This is a genomic window from Pseudomonas sp. rhizo25 (assembly GCF_031931935.1).
Taxonomy (GTDB): domain Bacteria; phylum Pseudomonadota; class Gammaproteobacteria; order Pseudomonadales; family Pseudomonadaceae; genus Aquipseudomonas; species Aquipseudomonas synxantha.
In genome coordinates, this window is the sequence record NZ_JAUJXA010000002.1 from 294,262 (window position 1) to 312,362 (window position 18,101).

Annotated in this window: 19 protein-coding genes; 11 read left to right on the forward strand and 8 right to left on the reverse strand. The window is 60.8% G+C overall.

All coding sequences use genetic code 11. The features are described from left to right. Window positions 1-139: 139 nt before the first annotated feature. Complete coding sequence (gene dut / locus QZR30_RS04955) at window positions 140-595, reverse strand: dUTP diphosphatase (RefSeq protein WP_046070088.1); 456 nt, start codon at window positions 593-595, stop codon at window positions 140-142. A 5-nt stretch (window positions 596-600) separates the two neighbouring features. Next, entirely contained in the window at window positions 601-1,809 is a 1,209-nt protein-coding gene (coaBC, locus tag QZR30_RS04960; RefSeq protein WP_043048060.1) for a bifunctional phosphopantothenoylcysteine decarboxylase/phosphopantothenate--cysteine ligase CoaBC, read from the reverse strand. A 143-nt stretch (window positions 1,810-1,952) separates the two neighbouring features. On the opposite strand from coaBC, the gene radC reads away from it, so the two are divergent. Continuing rightward, on the forward strand, window positions 1,953-2,627 hold the full coding sequence (gene radC, locus QZR30_RS04965; RefSeq protein ID WP_046070087.1) for a RadC family protein: 675 nt from the start codon (window positions 1,953-1,955) through the stop codon (window positions 2,625-2,627). A 129-nt stretch (window positions 2,628-2,756) separates the two neighbouring features. Here radC and QZR30_RS04970 read toward each other — a convergent pair whose 3' ends face one another. Next, the gene (locus QZR30_RS04970; protein ID WP_046070086.1) at window positions 2,757-4,349 is read right to left on the reverse strand and encodes an ABC transporter substrate-binding protein; all 1,593 of its coding nucleotides are present in this window, start codon (window positions 4,347-4,349) and stop codon (window positions 2,757-2,759) included. A gap of 458 nt (window positions 4,350-4,807) precedes the next feature. Here QZR30_RS04970 and rpmB point away from each other — a divergent pair, with 458 nt between their 5' ends. Continuing rightward, window positions 4,808-5,041 (forward strand): 50S ribosomal protein L28, encoded by a 234-nt coding sequence (gene rpmB / locus QZR30_RS04975; RefSeq protein WP_003176907.1) that lies wholly within the window; start codon window positions 4,808-4,810, stop codon window positions 5,039-5,041. An 11-nt stretch (window positions 5,042-5,052) separates the two neighbouring features. After that, the gene (rpmG, locus tag QZR30_RS04980; protein ID WP_003176906.1) at window positions 5,053-5,208 is read left to right on the forward strand and encodes a 50S ribosomal protein L33; all 156 of its coding nucleotides are present in this window, start codon (window positions 5,053-5,055) and stop codon (window positions 5,206-5,208) included. A gap of 71 nt (window positions 5,209-5,279) precedes the next feature. On the opposite strand, the gene QZR30_RS04985 is transcribed toward rpmG, so the two are convergent. Then, a complete protein-coding gene (locus QZR30_RS04985; protein ID WP_046070085.1) occupies window positions 5,280-5,642 on the reverse strand; it encodes a cupin domain-containing protein in 363 nt (120 codons plus the stop codon). A 229-nt stretch (window positions 5,643-5,871) separates the two neighbouring features. On the opposite strand from QZR30_RS04985, the gene QZR30_RS04990 reads away from it, so the two are divergent. Together QZR30_RS04990 and QZR30_RS04995 are read left to right on the forward strand one after the other, a co-directional pair. After that, the gene (locus tag QZR30_RS04990; RefSeq protein ID WP_311902998.1) at window positions 5,872-7,365 is read left to right on the forward strand and encodes an aldehyde dehydrogenase; all 1,494 of its coding nucleotides are present in this window, start codon (window positions 5,872-5,874) and stop codon (window positions 7,363-7,365) included. Window positions 7,366-7,521: 156 nt separating this feature from the next. Beyond that, a complete protein-coding gene (locus QZR30_RS04995) occupies window positions 7,522-8,664 on the forward strand; it encodes an MFS transporter (RefSeq protein WP_311902999.1) in 1,143 nt (380 codons plus the stop codon). Window positions 8,665-8,690: 26 nt separating this feature from the next. Here the strand turns inward: QZR30_RS04995 and QZR30_RS05000 are convergent, their stop codons facing one another. Together QZR30_RS05000 and QZR30_RS05005 are read right to left on the reverse strand one after the other, a co-directional pair. Next, the gene (locus tag QZR30_RS05000) at window positions 8,691-10,259 is read right to left on the reverse strand and encodes a phospholipase D family protein (protein ID WP_311903000.1); all 1,569 of its coding nucleotides are present in this window, start codon (window positions 10,257-10,259) and stop codon (window positions 8,691-8,693) included. A 62-nt stretch (window positions 10,260-10,321) separates the two neighbouring features. Beyond that, window positions 10,322-11,746 (reverse strand): aminotransferase-like domain-containing protein, encoded by a 1,425-nt coding sequence (locus QZR30_RS05005; RefSeq protein ID WP_056847032.1) that lies wholly within the window; start codon window positions 11,744-11,746, stop codon window positions 10,322-10,324. A gap of 166 nt (window positions 11,747-11,912) precedes the next feature. Between QZR30_RS05005 and QZR30_RS05010 the strand changes: the two genes are divergently transcribed. Further along, the gene (locus QZR30_RS05010; protein ID WP_046070080.1) at window positions 11,913-12,137 is read left to right on the forward strand and encodes a DUF1127 domain-containing protein; all 225 of its coding nucleotides are present in this window, start codon (window positions 11,913-11,915) and stop codon (window positions 12,135-12,137) included. On the opposite strand, the gene QZR30_RS05015 is transcribed toward QZR30_RS05010, so the two are convergent. Further along, entirely contained in the window at window positions 12,138-13,430 is a 1,293-nt protein-coding gene (locus QZR30_RS05015; RefSeq protein ID WP_311903001.1) for an NAD(P)/FAD-dependent oxidoreductase, read from the reverse strand. A gap of 115 nt (window positions 13,431-13,545) precedes the next feature. Between QZR30_RS05015 and QZR30_RS05020 the strand changes: the two genes are divergently transcribed. Continuing rightward, window positions 13,546-13,899: a YkgJ family cysteine cluster protein gene (locus QZR30_RS05020; protein ID WP_043046884.1), complete on the forward strand. Its 354-nt coding sequence runs from the start codon at window positions 13,546-13,548 to the stop codon at window positions 13,897-13,899. A 60-nt stretch (window positions 13,900-13,959) separates the two neighbouring features. Here QZR30_RS05020 and QZR30_RS05025 read toward each other — a convergent pair whose 3' ends face one another. Further along, the gene (locus QZR30_RS05025) at window positions 13,960-14,448 is read right to left on the reverse strand and encodes an Lrp/AsnC ligand binding domain-containing protein (protein WP_003176896.1); all 489 of its coding nucleotides are present in this window, start codon (window positions 14,446-14,448) and stop codon (window positions 13,960-13,962) included. A 156-nt stretch (window positions 14,449-14,604) separates the two neighbouring features. On the opposite strand from QZR30_RS05025, the gene dadA reads away from it, so the two are divergent. The 4 genes from dadA to QZR30_RS05045 all read left to right on the forward strand — a co-directional run bounded on the left by dadA (window position 14,605) and on the right by QZR30_RS05045 (window position 18,049). Further along, entirely contained in the window at window positions 14,605-15,906 is a 1,302-nt protein-coding gene (gene dadA, locus QZR30_RS05030; RefSeq protein WP_043046885.1) for a D-amino acid dehydrogenase, read from the forward strand. Continuing rightward, the gene (locus QZR30_RS05035; protein ID WP_046070077.1) at window positions 15,878-16,231 is read left to right on the forward strand and encodes a RidA family protein; all 354 of its coding nucleotides are present in this window, start codon (window positions 15,878-15,880) and stop codon (window positions 16,229-16,231) included. The genes dadA and QZR30_RS05035 overlap by 29 nt, the downstream gene beginning before the upstream one ends. Before the next feature lie 79 nt (window positions 16,232-16,310). Then, window positions 16,311-17,384: an alanine racemase gene (gene alr / locus QZR30_RS05040; RefSeq protein WP_046070076.1), complete on the forward strand. Its 1,074-nt coding sequence runs from the start codon at window positions 16,311-16,313 to the stop codon at window positions 17,382-17,384. A gap of 116 nt (window positions 17,385-17,500) precedes the next feature. Beyond that, window positions 17,501-18,049, forward strand: a complete 549-nt coding sequence (locus tag QZR30_RS05045; RefSeq protein WP_005792468.1) for a cupin domain-containing protein — start codon at window positions 17,501-17,503, stop codon at window positions 18,047-18,049. Window positions 18,050-18,101: the final 52 nt, after the last annotated feature.

An 18,101-nucleotide genomic window follows, 5' to 3' on the forward strand; every position in this document is an offset into this window, starting at 1 on the left:
TTTTGGCTTGCCCGTACGGTCAAGTAATACATTGATTTTGCTGGATAAATCTCGTTCGTGAGCTCCGCGCATTCTTCATCCTGAAACGCCGGGCGGTGGCATCGGGCCGGACCAGGGTGTCCGGCCTGATTCAGCTTAGTCAGTGACTGCCGGAATGCCCAAAACCGCCTGCGCCGCGCTGGGTTTCGTCGAACTCTTCTACCAGTTCGAAGTGCGCTTGTACCACGGGCACCAACACCAGCTGGGCGATGCGTTCGCCGATTGCGATGTTGAACGCGGTCTGGCCACGGTTCCAGCACGACACCATCAGCTCGCCCTGGTAGTCGGAGTCGATCAGGCCGACCAGGTTGCCCAGCACGATTCCGTGTTTATGGCCCAGGCCGGAGCGCGGCAGGATCAGCGCCGCCAGGCCAGGGTCGCCAACATAAATCGACAAGCCGGTGGGGATCAGGATGGTCTGGCCCGGTTCAAGGACGGTGTCTTGCTTGAGCATGGCGCGCAGGTCCAGGCCGGCGGAGCCTGGAGTGGCGTAGGCCGGCAGAGGGAATTCGTTGCCGATGCGGGGATCGAGGATCTTGGCTTGCAAAGCGTGCATGGAAATTAAACCTGGTTCAGCCGTTGGGCGATAAAAGAGATCAGTTGGCGGGCAATCTTGCCCTTGCTGGTCTGGGCGAAAAGGGTGGCATGCAGCTCGCGGTCGATCACGCTGCAGGCATTTTCCTCGCTGTTGAAGCCGATGCTCGGGTTGGCGACATCATTGGCAACGATCAGGTCGAGGTTTTTGTCTTTCAGTTTGCGTGCGGCGTAGTCCAGCAGGTGCTCGGTTTCGGCAGCAAAACCTACACTGAACGGGCGATCCGGACGAGTGGCGATGGTGGCCAGGATGTCCGGGTTGCGCACCATTTGCAGGAGCAGGCCGTCACCGCTTGTGGGGTCTTTCTTGAGCTTTTGCGGGGCGACGACTTCCGGGCGGTAATCCGCAACCGCTGCCGAGGCGATGAACAGGTCGCAGGGAATGGCCGCTTCACAGGCTGCCAGCATGTCCCGGGCGCTGACTACGTCGATTCGCGTGACGCGGTCAGGGGTGGGCAGATGCACCGGGCCAGTGATCAGGGTGACCCGTGCGCCTGCCTCGACCGCTGCTTCTGCCAACGCGAAGCCCATTTTTCCTGAGCTATGGTTGGTGATGTAGCGCACCGGGTCGATGTTTTCCTGGGTCGGGCCGGCGGTGATCAGCACGTGCTTGCCGGTCAGGGCCAGGTGCTGGAAGCACTCGGCGGCGCACTGTGCCAGGTCGGTGGCTTCGAGCATGCGGCCCATGCCGACATCGCCGCAGGCTTGGCTGCCGGAAGCGGGGCCGAACACCTTGAGGCCGCGGCTTTGCAGGAGCTGGGTATTGGCCTGGGTAGCCGGGTCGCGCCACATGGCCTGGTTCATGGCCGGGGCGATGGCGACGGTGGCGTCGGTGGCCAGTACCAACGTGGTCAGCAGGTCATCGGCAATGCCCTGGGCCAGGCGGGCGATCAGGTCGGCGGTGGCCGGGGCGATCAGTACCAGGTCGGCCCATTTGGCCAGCTCGATATGGCCCATGGCGGCTTCGGCCGCCGGGTCGAGCAGGTCCAGATGAACCGGGTGGCCGGACAGGGCCTGCATGGTCAGCGGGGTGATGAACTCACTGCCGCCACGGGTCATGACCACGCGCACTTCGGCGCCCTGGTCCAGGAGCCTGCGAACCAGCTCTGCGCTCTTGTAGGCGGCAATGCCGCCGCCGACGCCGAGAACGATGCGTTTCCGATACAGACGCTGCATTGGTTTGCCTTTCCAGTTCAGTGATGCCAGTTCAGTGACGCCTGCGATGACCCCTCCCCAGGTGAAATCGCATGCAAAAAAGAGCGCCTACGATAACACAGCGCCCGCTGGGCAACAGCGGAGCAGGTACACACGGAGGTAGGATGAGTATTCGTGATTGGCCCGTGGCGGAGCGCCCGCGGGAGAAGTTGTTGGAAGGCGGCGCGGCGAGCCTGTCCGATGCCGAGTTGTTGGCGATCTTCCTGCGTACAGGGGTTTCCGGTAGAAGTGCGGTCGATCTGGCGCGCCATCTATTGGCGCAATTCGGTGGCTTGCGCCCACTGCTGGAGGCCAGCCAGACGCTGTTCAGCCAGCATCTGGGGCTGGGGCCGGCAAAGTTTGCCCAGCTGCAGGCGGTGCTGGAAATGTCCCGGCGCCACATGGCCGAGCGCTTACGCGCTGATTCGGTGCTGGAGAGCCCGCTGGCCGTGCGCGAGTACCTCAAGGCACTACTGCGCCATGAACCCCATGAGATTTTTGGCTGCCTGTTCCTTGATTCAAGACACCGGGTGTTGGGGTTTGAGGCAATGTTTCAGGGCACCATCGACACCGCGATTGTTTATCCGCGACAAGTGGTAAAGCGTGCGCTGGCGTACAACGCGGCGGCGTTGATCCTGTGTCACAACCATCCGTCCGGGAGTGTAGAGCCCAGTGCAGCTGATCGAAAATTGACCAAGTTGCTGCAAAAGGCGTTGGAGGCGGTGGATGTGCGCGTGCTGGATCACATCATTGTTGGAGATGGTGACCCGCTGTCGATGGCTGAATACGGGTGGATATAACGACACCCGTATCTGTAGGAGCGAGCTTGCTCGCGAAAACCTGATGATCTCGCGGGGCATCAGGGTTTTCGCATTATCGTTAACGATCTTCGCGAGCAAGCTCGCTCTTACAGTGCAAGGTGTTGCGCCTTACGGCTTGACGCTGACTTTCGAATAATCCTGACGCCCGAACGGGCTCACCTGATAGCCCTCGACATTCTTGCGGGCCAGGGCAAACGCTGTCGGATGTGCCAGCGGCAGCCACAGTGCCTGCTGCTGGATCTGCGCCTGGGCCTGTTGATACAGCTTGGTGCGCACACCTTGCTCGCTGGTGGTCTTGCCGGCGCGGATCAACTTATCCAGCGCGGGGTCGCAATAGCGGGCGAAGTTGGTGCCGGACTTCACTGCGGCGCAGGAGAACTGCGGGGTCAGGAAGTTATCCGGGTCGCCGTTGTCGCCAGCCCAGCCCATGAACAGCAGGTCATGCTCGCCGGCCTTGGCGCGGCGAATCAACTCGCCCCATTCGATCACACGGATTTCGGCCTGGATGCCGACCTTGGCCAGGTCGGCCTGCAACAGCTGTGCGCCAAGATTCGGGTTGGGGTTCAGCAGGCTACCGGTAGGGCGAGTCCATATCGTGGTCTTGAAGCCGTCCTTGAGCCCGGCACGGTCGAGCAGCGCCTTGGCTTTGGCGAGATCTTGTGGATAGCCCGGCAAATCCTGGGCATAGCTCCAGGTGTTCGGCGGGTAGACACCATTGGCTGCTTCGCCGGTGCCTTCGAATACGGCCTTGAGGTAGCTGTTCTTGTCAAAGGCCAAGTTGATCGCCTGGCGCACCTCGGGCTTGTCCAACGGTGGGTGCTGGCTGTTGATGGCGACGAATGCGGTCATGAACGCGGCGGTTTTTTCCACCTTCAAGGCTGGGTCTTTTTCGGCCTCGCCCACATCCAGTGGCTTGGGCGAAAGTGCGATCTGGCATTCATCGCGGTGCAGCTTCTGCAGGCGTACGTTGGCATCCGGAGTAATGGCGAAGATCAAGTTATCCACCGCCGGCTTGCCGGCGAAGTAGTCCGGGTTGGCCTTGTAGCGCACCACGGCATCTTTCTGAAAACGCACAAAAACGAACGGGCCGGTGCCGATTGGCTGGCTGTTGAGCTTCTCGGGAGTGCCGGCCTTGAGCAGTTTGTCGGCATATTCAGCCGGGTAGATCGAGGCAAAGCCCATGCTCAGCGACGCAAGGAAGGTGGAGTCGGCGTGGTCGAGGGTGAAACGCACGGTCAACGGGTCAAGGGCGTCAATCTTCTTGACCAGTGCCGGCAACTGCAGGGATTGGGCGTGGGGGAAGCCGCTCTGGGCGATCTTGTGCCACGGGTTGGCCGGATCAAGCATGCGCTCGAAGCTGAAACGTACGTCTTCGGCGGTCAACGTACGGCTGGGGTTGAAATAGTTTGTGCGGTGGAATTTCACGCCCGGGTGCAGCTTGAAGGTGTAGGTCAGGCCATCGGATGAGACTTCCCAACTGTCCGCCAGGCTCGGTACCAGTTTGCCGCTGGCTGCGTCGAAGTCCACCAGGCGGTTCATCAGCACGTCTGCTGAGGCATTGGTGGTAGTCAGCGAGTTGTACTGCACCACATCGAACCCCTCGGGGCTGGCCTCGGTGCAGACGCTCAGGTTGGTGGCCGCGATAGCCGTCGGCGCGATAAAGAGAGGAGCAAGCAATAGCGGTAGGGCAGCGAGGCGCATATTCGGTTTCCTGTGCAGATCGAAGGCCCATCTGCGAGTGCAGTCTGGAAAAAGCCTACCGTAGAGGTCTGATTGATAAATGACTAGCCCATTTTTGCCTGTGCTTTTGGCCCAAATGCTGTTTTGATGGCGCCTCAGCGCGTTTCGCCGTGTACTTCCCCGTGCCTGTGGGCGCTGTAAATCATTCTGTGCGACGAGCGGTCGGCTGTCACAGCGGCCCCTCCTGGCAGTGGTTCAGGCGTCTGCCACTAAGATTTACGGTGGTAAAAACACACGGGCTGTTGTTGCACTGGGGTCTTTCTGGTATAAAGCAGCGCTCTTTTCTAGGGGCCCGGTTCCTTCGCTTGTAGGTGTAGCCGGTAAGACCCTAAAGAAACGCGGCGCCTGGCGCCAAATGACTGAGAGATTAAGCGGCCAACCCATGCCGGGTTGGGCATGTGGTTTTAGAGGGCTGAGGCATGTCGAGAGTCTGTCAAGTTACCGGTAAGGGTCCGGTGACTGGGAATAACATTTCCCACGCAAATAACAAAACCCGTCGTCGTTTCCTGCCGAACCTGCAGCATCACCGCTTCTGGGTTGAAGAAGAGAAACGTTTTGTTCGCCTGCGTGTATCTGCCAAAGGCATGCGTATCATCGACAAGCGCGGCATCACTGTCGTGCTGGCCGAAATCCGCGCCGCTGGCAAGATCTAAGGAGCTCTATCATGCGTGAATTGATTCGAATGATCTCTAGCGCCGGTACTGGTCACTTCTACACTACCGACAAGAACAAGCGTACTACCCCGGACAAGCTCGAAAAGAAAATGTTCGACCCGCGCGTTCGCAAGCACGTGATCTACAAAGAAGGCAAAATCAAGTAATTGATTTTCTTCCTTGTGAAAAAAAGCCCGTATCTCACGATGCGGGCTTTTTTTTGTCTGTGATGTGCTGATCAGGCTTTTTGTTCGAATACCACATAGATCTTGCGGCACGGCTCCAGTACTTCCCAGGTTCCGCTGAAACCAGCGGGAATCACAAAGCGGTCGCCAGCACGCAAGGTCTTGGCGTTGCCCTCGGCGTCGCGCAGCACCGAAACCCCCTGCACAATCTCGCAGTACTCATGTTCGGTGTAGTTGACCTTCCATTGCCCGACTTCGCCTTCCCACACCCCGGCATTCATCTGCCCGCACGGACTGTTGTAGTGGTTATAGAGCGTCTGCTCCGGATCGCCCTTGAGAACTTTTTCGGCGGCGGGGCGGTAGCGGTCGGGGGCCGTGTTGGCTTGGCTGAAATCGACGATATCCTGGATGCTCATGTGCGTGTCCCGTCTGGCCTGGGGTTGGAGAGCCCAAAGTCTATGTTTATTAAAATGAACATCGCAAGGGCGTTTGCCGCCGTTCTGTCAAATATATTGAAACATCCCCAGCCGCTGGTTTAGGGTGGCAGCTGCCTTGAGCCGAACAGCAGGCTGGCCGGGCAAGAATTCGTGAAGGTGCCGGGATGAACCCCAGGCCCCTTGTATTCAATAAGAGGAGGACACTCGCATGACCACCCTGACCCGTGCCGACTGGGAACAACGCGCCAAGGATCTGAAGATCGAAGGCCGTGCCTATATCAATGGCGAGTACACCGCCGCCGTTTCCGGCGACACGTTCGAGTGCATCAGCCCGGTGGATGGCCGCTTGCTGGCCACCGTTGCCAGCTGTGACGCCAGCGATGCCCAGCGTGCCGTGGAAAATGCCCGTGCCACCTTCAACTCCGGTGTCTGGTCGCGCCTGGCGCCGGCCAAGCGCAAGTCAGTGATGATCCGTTTCGCCGCGCTGCTCAAGGCCAATGCCGAAGAGCTGGCGTTGCTTGAAACCCTGGACATGGGCAAGCCCATCAGCGATTCCCTGTACATCGACGTTCCGGGCGCGGCGAATGCCCTGAGCTGGAGCGGCGAGGCCATCGACAAGATCTACGATGAAGTCGCAGCCACCCCGCACGACCAACTGGGCCTGGTGACCCGCGAGCCAGTCGGCGTGGTAGGTGCCATCGTGCCGTGGAACTTCCCGTTGATGATGGCCTGCTGGAAACTCGGCCCGGCGTTGTCCACCGGTAACTCGGTGATCCTCAAGCCGTCCGAAAAGTCACCGCTGACGGCCATCCGTATTGCCGCCCTGGCCGTTGAAGCCGGCATACCAAAAGGCGTGTTCAACGTATTGCCTGGCTATGGTCACACCGTGGGCAATGCGCTGGCGGTGCATATGGACGTCGATACCCTGGTGTTCACCGGTTCTACCAAGATCGCCAAGCAACTGTTGATCCGCTCCGGCGAGTCGAACATGAAGCGTGTGTGGCTGGAAGCTGGCGGCAAGAGCCCGAACATCGTGTTTGCCGATGCGCCGGACCTGCAAGCGGCCGCTGAGTCTGCCGCTGGCGCCATCGCCTTCAACCAGGGCGAAGTCTGCACCGCCGGCTCGCGCCTGCTGGTGGAGCGTTCGATCAAGGACACCTTCCTGCCGCTGGTAATCGAGGCGCTCAAGGGCTGGAAACCGGGCAACCCGCTGGACCCGGCCACCAACGTCGGTGCGCTGGTTGATACGCAGCAGATGAACACCGTGCTCTCCTACATCGAGGCCGGTCACGCCGATGGCGCCAAGCTGGTCGCAGGCGGCAAGCGCACTCTGGAGGAGTCCGGCGGCACCTACGTTGAGCCGACGATTTTCGACGGCGTGACCAATGCCATGAAGATTGCCCAGGAAGAGATCTTTGGCCCAGTGCTGTCGGTGATTACGTTTGACAGCGCCGAAGAAGCCATCGCCATCGCCAACGACACCCAATACGGCCTGGCCGCGGCGGTGTGGACGGCGGATATCTCCAAGGCGCACCTGACGGCCAAGGCCCTGCGTGCCGGTAGCGTGTGGGTCAACCAGTACGACGGCGGCGACATGACCGCGCCGTTTGGCGGGTTCAAGCAGTCGGGTAATGGCCGCGACAAGTCGCTGCATGCCTTCGACAAGTACACGGAGCTTAAGGCGACCTGGATCAAGCTCTAAACCTGCAGGAAACGCCGCAGGCAAATGTGGGAGGGGGCTTGCTCCCGATAGCGGTAGGCCAGTCACCACATGCGGTGGCTGATACCAAGCTATCGGGAGCAAGCCCCCTCCCACACTGTTTTGTGTGAACCTTTAAATCTCCACAGGAGCGTGGCAATGCGTTGGGCGACTTACTTCGCCGTCCTGGCCTCGGTACTCAGCGTTGGTCTGGCTTTGGGCGTCAGTATGCCATTGGTATCCCTGCGCCTTGAAGGCTGGGGCTACGGCAGTTTCGCGATTGGCGTGATGGCGGCGATGCCGGCATTCGGCGTATTGCTCGGGGCCAAGGTCTCCAGCCGAATGGCGTCCTGGCTCGGCACCGCGAACCTGATGCGCCTGTGCCTGTGGGCCGGGGCGGTGTCCATCGGCCTGCTGGCGATCCTGCCCAGCTACCCGGTGTGGCTGGTGCTGCGATTGATGATCGGGGTAGTCCTGACCATCGTATTTATCCTCGGCGAAAGCTGGATCAACCAGTTGGTGGTGGAGCAGTGGCGTGGCCGCCTGGTGGCGCTGTATGGCTGTACCTATGCCTTGAGCCAGCTGTCAGGGCCATTGTTGCTGGGCCTGATGGGTACCGACCATGACTACGGTTTCTGGGTGGGCGTGGGCCTGTTGGTGGTGGCGCCGCTGCTGTTGCTGGGGCGTTCCGGGGCACCGACGGCGGATGCGTTCAGTGTCACGTTCAGCGAGCTGTGGCGGTTCTGCCTGAGCCTGCCGGCGATTGCCTGGGCGGTGGCATTATTCGCTGCGTTTGAAGCGATGATTCTGACGCTGTTGCCGGTGTACTGCCTGCAACAGGGCTTCACTGCCGAAATCGCCTTGGCGATGGTCAGCACGGTGGTGGTGGGTGATGCGCTGCTGCAATTGCCCATCGGCGCGCTGGCCGACTACCTGCCACGGCGCACGCTGTTCCTGGGCTGTGCCCTGCTGTTGCTGACGTCGAGCCTGGCGGTGCCGCTGTTGATGCACACACTGCTGATCTGGCCGGTGTGGGTGCTGTTCGGCGCCAGTGCCGGCGGGTTGTTTACCTTGTCGCTGATTTTGATTGGCGAGCGTTACCGCGACGATGCGCTGGTGCGTGCCAATGCTCATGTGGCGCAGCTGTGGGGCATTGGCTGCCTGGTTGGGCCGCTGGTGGCCGGTGCGGGCAGCCAGTGGATCAGCGGGCATGCGTTGCCGTTGCTGATGGCAGTTGGGGCGTTGGGGCTGGTGGTGTTGTTGCTGCGCCAGGGGGCGTTTGGAGCAGCGCAACCGGTCTGAACTTGTGGGCGTGGGCTTCGTTGGTCTTAGAGCATGCGTTCCAGGCCAATTGAAGTGGCGAACCAGGCATTGAACCTGCGCCACCAACTGCCCGGTTCACGGGTCAGGGTGTGCAGTTGGCCGTTGTCCTCGGTCACCCACACGATCTGGCCATCCTGCAGTTTCGCCTCGTAGCTCAACGCCGGCGCCATACCTTGCAGTGCCAGGTTGCGCACGTGTTCCGCCAGTTCGGGGCTGTCTACCATCACGCCGACTTCGGTGTTCCACAGAACTGAACGTGGGTCGAAATTGAACGAGCCGATAAACGACTTCTCTCGATCGAAGATCATCGCCTTGCTGTGCAGACTGGAGTCCGAGCCCTGGAAGCTGCCTCGACGAAACAAGTGTGGGCCGCTGCCGGCGCTTGGATCGCCCGGTTGCCGACGCAGCTCGTAGAGTTTCACCCCATGCTCCAGCAATGCCTTGCGATAGGGCGCGTAGCCGCCGTGCACGGCCGGTACGTCGGTGGCTTCAAGGGAGTTGGTCAGCAGTCTTACCGAGACACCCGCATCGGCGCGTCCCGTCAGGTACACCAGCCCGGAAGGCCCCGGAACGAAATACGCCGAAATCATGATCAGCTCCTGGCTGACCCCTTCCAGCTCCGGTGCCAGTTGGGTGGTGAGCAATAGGCGCGGATCAGGGTCAGCCTTGGCCAGTACTTTGCTCGGTGCGTCCCACAGCGCCTGGTTCCAGGCCCAGATCAGCTCGCGACGCCAGATGTCCATGCGTGGCTGGGTCTGGTAGGTACGCAAGCGGTTATATAAGGCATGGTTCTTCTGTCGCGACTCGGCCAGTGAGGCTTCCAGGCGCACGCGGGCAGTAGCGAGGTCGAGCCTGGAGGGCTTGTTGGAGACGAACTCGTCGATCGGCTTGCTCAGGGCGCTGTTCCAGTACTGGTCGAAACTGTGGCCTAACTGCTCGGCCACCGGCCCGACGCTGAGCATATCGATATCGGTGAAATTCAGGTTAGGCTCGGCGTCGAAGTACTCATCGCCCAGGTTGCGTCCGCCAACGATCGCCACGCTGTTGTCCGCCAGCCACAGTTTGTTATGCATGCGCCGATGTTGCAGCGACAGGTCGAACGCACGCGCCAGGGTACGCGTGATGCCGGTGCTGCGGCCCAGGTGCAGGGGGTTGAACAGGCGAATCTGGATCTGGGGGTGGGCGGCGAGGGTGGCTATGACCTGGTCGAGGCCGCCGCTGGTGGTGTCATCCAGCAGGATACGCACGCGCACCCCGCGGTCAGCCGCCTTGAGCAGTTCGTCCACGAGCATGCGCGTGCTGATGCCGTCGTGCACGATGTAGTACTGCAGGTCGAGGCTGGTCTGGGCGTTGCGGATCAACTCGGCGCGGGCCATGAAGGCCTCGCTGCTGTTGGGCAGCAGGCGGAAGCCCGAACGCCCCTGGTACGGCGCTGCCTGGGCCTGGATCGAGCGGCCGAATGACGACTGCGTCGCCGCCAGGGCATCGCTGGGAATGCGCGGTACGCTGACCGTCGCGCAGCCACCCAGGGCCAGGGCTCCCAACAGGAAAAACGGTAAAAGCCGTCGAATCATCAAGGGAGCTGCTTCCAGATCATGGCGTTTGTCGGTATATGACGGCAATTGAGCGGTAAAGGTCAGTCCGCCGTTTCTGCCAGCAGTTTGCTTGCGGCGGCGCCGACCTTGCGCACGGCCTCTTCAATCTGTGGCGTTGGCTTGGCAGCGTAGTTCATGCGCAGGCAATTACGGTACTTGCCGGAGGCTGAAAAGATACTGCCTACGGCTATTTGTACACCTTGTTCCACCAGCACACGGTTGAGCTTCAAGGTGTCGAAGCCCTCCGGCAGTTCAACCCAAAGCATGAAGCTGCCCTGAGGCCGACTGGCGCGGGTGCCGGCGGGGAAGTAGCGGCTGACCCAGTCGAGCATCAAGTCGCGATTGCGCTGGTATTGCGTGCGCATCCTGCGCAAATGCGGCTCGAAATAGCCGCCCTTGAGAAATTCGGCAATCGCGATCTGCGGCTGGGTGGCGGTGGAGCCGGTGCTGATGTATTTCATATGCAGCACCCGTTCCAGGTAGCGCCCCGGGGCGACCCAGCCAATGCGCAGGCCTGGCGCCAGGGTTTTCGAGAACGAACTGCACAGCAGCACGCGGCCATCTTCGTCGAAGGATTTGATCGTGCGCGGGCGCGGGTAGCTGTAGGCCAGTTCGCCATACACATCGTCTTCAATGATGGCCACGTCGAAGCGTTGGGCCAGGGTCAGCAGTGCGCGTTTACGCGCCTCCGGCATGATGTAGCCCAACGGGTTGTTGCAGTTCGGGGTGAGCTGGATGATTTTGATTGGCCACTGCTCCAGCGCCAGCTCAAGGGCCTCGAGGCTGATGCCGGTGAGCGGGTCGGTGGGGATCTCCAGGGCTTTCATGCCCAGGCCCTTGAGAGTTTGCATAGCGCCATGGAAGCTGGGCGAATCTACCGCGACGATATCCCCAGGCTCACAAATCGCATGGATACTGGCGGACAGCGCTTCGTGACAACCGGTCGTGATCACGATGTCCTCGGCGTTCAGCTGGCAGCCCGAGTCCAATGACAGGCGGGCAATTTGCTCACGCAGCTCCATACAGCCGAGGATGTTGTCGTAATACAGCCCCGGCAGATCCTGGCGCCGGCTTACGCGGGCCAGGCTGCGTAGCAGCGGCTTCAGGGTGGGCGACAGTACATCCGGCATGCCACGGCCCAGCTGTATGACTCCCTTGCGTGGCACCGCGCGAATCAGCTCCAGCACCAAGTCCCATTGGGATATTTCCACTGGCCGCTGAGCCGGGCGACCGACCTCGGGCAGCGCCGGCAGCTCGCGGCTGGCTGGCACAAAGTAACCAGACTTGGGTCTAGGCGTCGCCAGGCCATTGTCTTCGAGCAACCGGTAGGCTTGCTGTACGGTGCTCAGGCTGACCCCATGTTCAACACTCAAGGCTCGCACCGAAGGCAGTCGATCCCCCGGACGGTAGAAACCCTGCTCAATGCGGGTGCCAAGCAATTCGGCAAGGTTGACGTAGAGGGTCATGATGGTCGCTCCCGAGGGACCAGTACAGATAGGGTGAAAATACAGGATTCAGCCACCCATAGGCAGTGTCTGTATTGGTTTAATAAAAATAGGTTGAATCTGTAATGGTTTTGACCGCTCGCGCATGCTGTCCACTCAAGGCAACACACCAATGAGGGACAGCAAAATGAACGGTATGAGCGATGTGCGGTTGGCGTTACGCAGCCAGGAACTGGAAGCGGGGCAAGCGCGGGCGATGATCGCGCCGACCGAGAGTCGCTGGGGTATGTTCTGGCGCCGTCGTCATACACGCAAAGCCCTGCTGGACCTGACCAGTGAGCAACTGCGCGACGTAGGGCTTAGCGCTGAACAGGCGCGCCATGAAGGTTTGAAACCCTTCTGGCGCGATTGATCAAACCAGTTCCTTGAGGCGGTGCCAGAGCATCCCCAGGGCCAGCAGCGGCGAGCGCAGGTGCTTGCCGCCGGGGAAGGTGATGTGTGGCACCTGGGCGAACAGGTCGAAGCGCCCCTGTTGCTCGCCGCTGATAGCCTCGGCCAACAGCTTGCCCGCCAGGTGGGTGGCGTTGAGGCCATGACCGGCGTAAGCCTGGGCGTAATACACGTTGGGGTTATCGGCCAGGCGACCAATCTGTGGCAGCCGATTGGCACCGATGCCGATCATGCCGCCCCATTGGTAGTCGATCTTCACCTCGGCCAATTGTGGGAACACCTGCAACATCTTCGGCTGCATATAGGCGCCGATGTCCTTCGGGTCACGACCGGAATAGTGGCAGGCGCCGCCGAACAACAGGCGGCGGTCGGCGGACAGACGGAAGTAGTCCACCGTCACGCGTTGGTCGCACACGGCCATGTTCTGCGGCAACAGGTTGGCGGCTTGCGCCTGGCTCAAGGGTTCGGTGGCGATGATATAGCTGCCGGCGGGCAGCACCTTGCCGCTTAGTTGCGGGTTGAGCCCGTTCAGGTAGGCGTTGCAGGCCAATACCAGGGTCTGGGCGCGCACACTGCCTTGGGCGGTGTGCACCTTGACCTCGGGGCCGTAGTCGATGCGGGTCACTTCTGATTGTTCATACAGCTTCACGCCCAACTGCTGTGCGACGCCAGCTTCACCCAGGGCGAGGTTCAGCGGGTGCAGGTGGCCGGAGCCCATGTCGATCATGCCGCCAACATAGCGGTCGGAGCCGATCACACTGCCCATCTCGCTGGCTTGCAGCAGGCGCACCTCGTGGCGATAGCCCAGGCTGCGCAGCTCTTCGGCGTCTTCGGCCAGGGTCTGCAGGTCACGGGGTTTGTTGGCCAGATCGCAGTAGCCCCAAGTCAGGTCACAGGGAATCTGGAAACGCTCCACGCGCTCGCGCACGATCTCCACGGCTTCCAGACCCATCAGTTTCATCTGGCGCACGCCGTCGCTGCCAATCACATTGGCGAACTGATCCAGTCCGTGGCCAACGCCGCGAATCAACTGGCCGCCATTGCGCCCGCTGGCGCCCCAGCCGATCTTGCGCGCTTCCAGCAACACCACGCTGAAGCCGCGCTGGGCCAGTTCCAGGGCGGCATTGAGCCCGGAGAAACCACCGCCGATCACGCACACATCGGCACGCACATCGCCGGTCAATGTCGGGTAATCCGGTTGTGGCAGGCTGCTGGCGGCATAGTAGGAAGCGGTGTGCCGGGCGCTGGCGGTCATGGGGAGCATCCCTGTTTGGAAAATTTGACGCAGGATACAGCGGTCGGACGAGGCTGTCTGCGCAGGGCGTTTTGCGTCAGAATCCACGCTTATTCGCGGTTCGGTGTGTGTTTCGATGAGTTGCAACAGGCAGAAAATCAGCGCGCTGCGTCGACAGATTCCTTCGTTCGAGTGCGTCCCAGGTTGCCATGACTGCTGTGGGCCGGTGACGACGTCGCCTGAGGAAATGTCGCGCCTGCCGCGCAAGACCGCCGCAGAGCAGGAGGCGGCCATGGACGAGTTGAACTGCGTGCACCTGGGGCCCAACGGTTGCACGGTGTATGACGAGCGGCCCTTGATCTGCAGGTTGTTTGGCACCACCAAGACCCTGCCATGCCCCAATGGACGGGGACCGGTGGAGCTGATTCATCCAAGGGTGGAAAAACAGATCCATGAGTACATGGCGAGCACCCGGCAGGTATTGGTCTAGCGGATGTTCTCGGCCAATGTGGGGGCTTGCTCCCACATTTGGATGAGTTGTGCTGGTGAGTCAGTCCGGAATCGGCAGGTTAAGGCTCTCTTTCACCTCTTCCATCACGATATAGCTCTTGGATTCGCGCACATGGGGCAACTTGAGCAGGATATCGCCGAGCAATTTGCGATACGAGGCCATCTCGGAAATCCGCGCCTTCACCAAGTAGTCGAAGTCCCCTGACACCAAGTGGCACTCCAGCACATGGGGCAGTTTCAGTACGGCGCGGCGAAACTCTTCGAAGGTATCGCCCGACTTGTAATCGAGGCTGATCTCGACAAATACCAGCAAACTTCCCTTCAAATGCTGGGGATTGAGCCGCGCGTTGTAGCCCATGATGATCCCTTCGCGCTCCAGGCGTCGCACCCGCTCGGTACAAGGAGTGGTGGACAGCCCGACCTTCTCTCCCAACTCCGTGAACGAGATACGCCCATCGGTTTGCAGGATGCGCAGGATATTGCGGTCAATCTTGTCCAGCTCCCGCTTGGTCTGGGTGTTGGTACGCATAGGGGATACGCCTCTGTGAAAAGGGTTTTTGCCGAGAATTGTCGCCAAATATAGGCATTTATATAGTGAAATGCACTGGTGAATGCTTTTTATACTGCGCCCATCATTGCTCGAATAACACACGTCAGCGGCTAAGCCCGTGATGAGGATATAAAAATGCGCGTTCTGGTCTTGGGTAGCGGTGTCATTGGGGTGACCAGTGCCTACTATTTGGCGCGGGCCGGCTTTGACGTCGTTGTGGTCGACCGTCAGCCTGCCGCTGCCATGGAAACCAGTTTCGCCAACGCCGGCCAGGTGTCCCCTGGCTACGCCTCGCCATGGGCTGCGCCGGGCGTGCCGCTCAAGGCCATCAAGTGGCTGCTGCAACGCCACGCGCCGCTGGCGATCAAGGCCACCGCCGATATCGATCAATACCTGTGGATGGCGCAGATGCTGCGCAACTGCACGGCCAGCCGCTATGCGGTGAACAAGGAGCGCATGGTGCGCCTGTCCGAGTACAGCCGTGACTGCCTTGACGAGTTGCGCGCCGAGACCGGCATTGCCTACGAAGGCCGTAGCCTCGGTACGACCCAGTTGTTCCGCACCCAGGCCCAGCTCGACGGTGCCGCCAAAGACATCGCGGTGCTGCAGGAGTCCGGCGTGCCGTTCGAACTGCTTGATCGCGCCGGCATTGCCCGGGTTGAGCCGGCCCTGGCCAGCGTCACGGATATCCTCGCCGGTGCCCTGCGTTTGCCGAATGACCAGACTGGCGACTGCCAGATGTTCACCACGCGCCTGGCTGATATGTGCAAGCAGTTGGGTGTGGAGTTCCGCTTTGAACAGGACATCCAGCGCCTCGATTATGCAGGTGATCGCATCAACGGCGTGTGGATAGACGGCAAGCTGGAAACCGCCGACCGCTACGTCCTGGCCCTTGGCAGTTATTCGCCGAAGCTGCTCAAGCCACTGGGGATCAAGGCACCGGTGTACCCGCTCAAGGGCTACTCGCTGACCGTACCGATCACCAACCCGGCCATGGCGCCGACCTCGACTATTCTCGACGAGACCTACAAAGTCGCGATTACCCGTTTCGACAACCGCATTCGTGTTGGTGGCATGGCTGAAATAGCCGGTTTTGACCTGTCGCTGAACCCACGCCGACGTGAAACCCTGGAGATGATCGTCAACGACCTTTATCCTCAGGGCGGCGATTTGGCCCAAGCCAGTTTCTGGACCGGCTTGCGCCCGACCACGCCCGACGGCACGCCGATTGTCGGTGCCACCCCATTCAAGAACCTGTTCCTGAATACCGGCCACGGCACGCTCGGTTGGACCATGGCCTGTGGCTCTGGTCGCTTGCTGGCCGACCTGATGGCCAGGAAAACCCCGCAGATCAGCGCCGCAGGTCTCGATATTTCCCGTTATGGCAACCACCAGGAGTCCGCGAAACATGTCAATCCAGCGCCAGCTCACCAATGAGCGCATGAGCCAGATCGTTGTCCACAGCGGTACCGTGTATCTGGCAGGTCAAGTCGGCGACGACATGAGCGCCGGGATTGAACAGCAGACCCGTGAAACCCTGGCTAATATCGAGCGTCTGCTGGACCTGGCCGGCACTGACAAGAGCAAGTTGCTGTCGGTAACGATCTATTTGAAAGACATCGAAGCTGACTTCGCCGGCATGAACGCGGTATGGGACAAGTGGCTGCCCAAGGGCGTCGCCCCGGCTCGCGCCACGGTTGAAGCCAAGCTCTGCGAGCCGCAAATCCTGGTCGAGCTGTCCGTCGTGGCTGCGCTGCCTTAATAACGATCCCTCTCCCGGCGCCGACGCTGTTGGTCGGCACCGGTTTTTTCTTCACCTTGCTGCCTAGAAGCCTGCCGCCATGCGTCCAGCCCGTGCCCTGATCGACCTCCAAGCCCTGCGCCATAACTATCAACTGGCCCGTGAAGTCACGGGGGCCAAGGCCCTCGCCGTGATCAAGGCAGACGCCTACGGCCATGGTGCCGTGCGTGTGGCCCAGGCGCTGGAAGCCGAGGCCGACGGGTTTGCCGTGGCGTGCATCGAGGAAGCCCTGGAATTGCGTGCTGCCGGCATTCGTGCGCCGGTGCTGCTGCTGGAAGGTTTTTTCGAGGCCGACGAGCTGCCGCTGATCATCGAGCATGACTTGTGGTGCGTGGTGCATTCGCTATGGCAGTTGGATGCCATTGAACAGGCCCGCCTGAGCAAGCCGTTGACGGTGTGGCTCAAGCTGGACTCGGGCATGCACCGTGTCGGCCTGCATCCCAAGGATTACCACGAGGCCTATCAGCGCCTGCTGGCCAGCGGCAAGGTCGCCAAGATCGTGTTGATGAGCCACTTCGCCCGCGCCGATGAACTCGATTGCGTGCGCAGTGACGAACAGGTGGCGGTATTCGAAGCGGCGCGAAAAGGCCTGGCGGCCGAAGTCAGCCTGCGCAATTCGCCGTCGGTGCTGGGCTGGCCGACGATGACCAGTGACTGGGTGCGCCCGGGCATCATGCTCTACGGTGCAACGCCATTTGGTGAAGACCAAGCGCTCGCTGCCCGTTTGCAGCCAGTGATGACCCTGGAGTCCAAAGTTATCTGCGTACGCGAGCTACCCGCCGGTGAGCCCGTGGGCTATGGCGCCAAGTTCGTCACGCCCAAGCCGATGCGTATTGGTGTGGTTGCCATGGGCTATGCCGATGGCTACCCGCGCCATGCGCCAACCGGCACGCCAGTGCTGGTGGCGGGCCAGCGCAGCCAACTGTTGGGGCGTGTGTCCATGGACATGCTGTGTGTCGACCTCACCGACATACCCCAGGCGGGCCTCGGTTCCACTGTGGAGCTGTGGGGCAAGACTATCCTCGCCAGTGACGTCGCCGTAGCCGCTGAGACCATTCCCTACCAGATCTTCTGCAACCTGCGCCGAGTGCCACGCCTCTATTCCGGGGCTTAGCCGCCGGCTACGAACCAAGCTGTCCGGGATTTAGGCCCAAGTGTTGTAAATACTGAACGCTGTCGCCATGATAACGCTCAATTACAACAAAGCCTGAATCCTAGGAGGCTCCTGCATTGGACGTCGGCGAACGACTGCAATCCATCCGTAAACTCAAAGGTCTTTCCCAGCGTGAGCTCGCCAAGCGTGCGGGCGTCACCAACAGCACCATTTCGATGATCGAGAAAAACAGCGTCAGCCCCTCGATCAGCTCCTTGCGCAAGGTGCTGGGCGGTATCCCTATGTCCATGGTCGAGTTCTTTTCCGAGGAGATCCTCCAGGAAATACCGACGCAGATCGTCTATAAAGCCAATGAGCTGATCGACATCTCCGACGGTGCCGTCACCATGAAGCTGGTGGGCCGGGCGCACCCGAGCCGGGCTATCGCATTTCTCAATGAAATCTACCCACCGGGCGCCGACACAGGTGAAGAAATGCTCACCCACGAAGGTGAAGAAACCGGGATCCTGCTGGAGGGTCGCCTGGAACTGGTGGTCGGTCTTGAAACTTTTGTGCTCGAAGCTGGCGATAGCTACTACTTTGAAAGCACCAAGCCGCATCGTTTTCGCAACCCGTTCGACGTGCCGGCGCGACTAATCAGCGCAGCCACGCCCGCGAACTTTTAACAGAAGAGGCGTCCTGCCAACGTTGTAGAGACGCCCGTGCAGTATTCCGCGA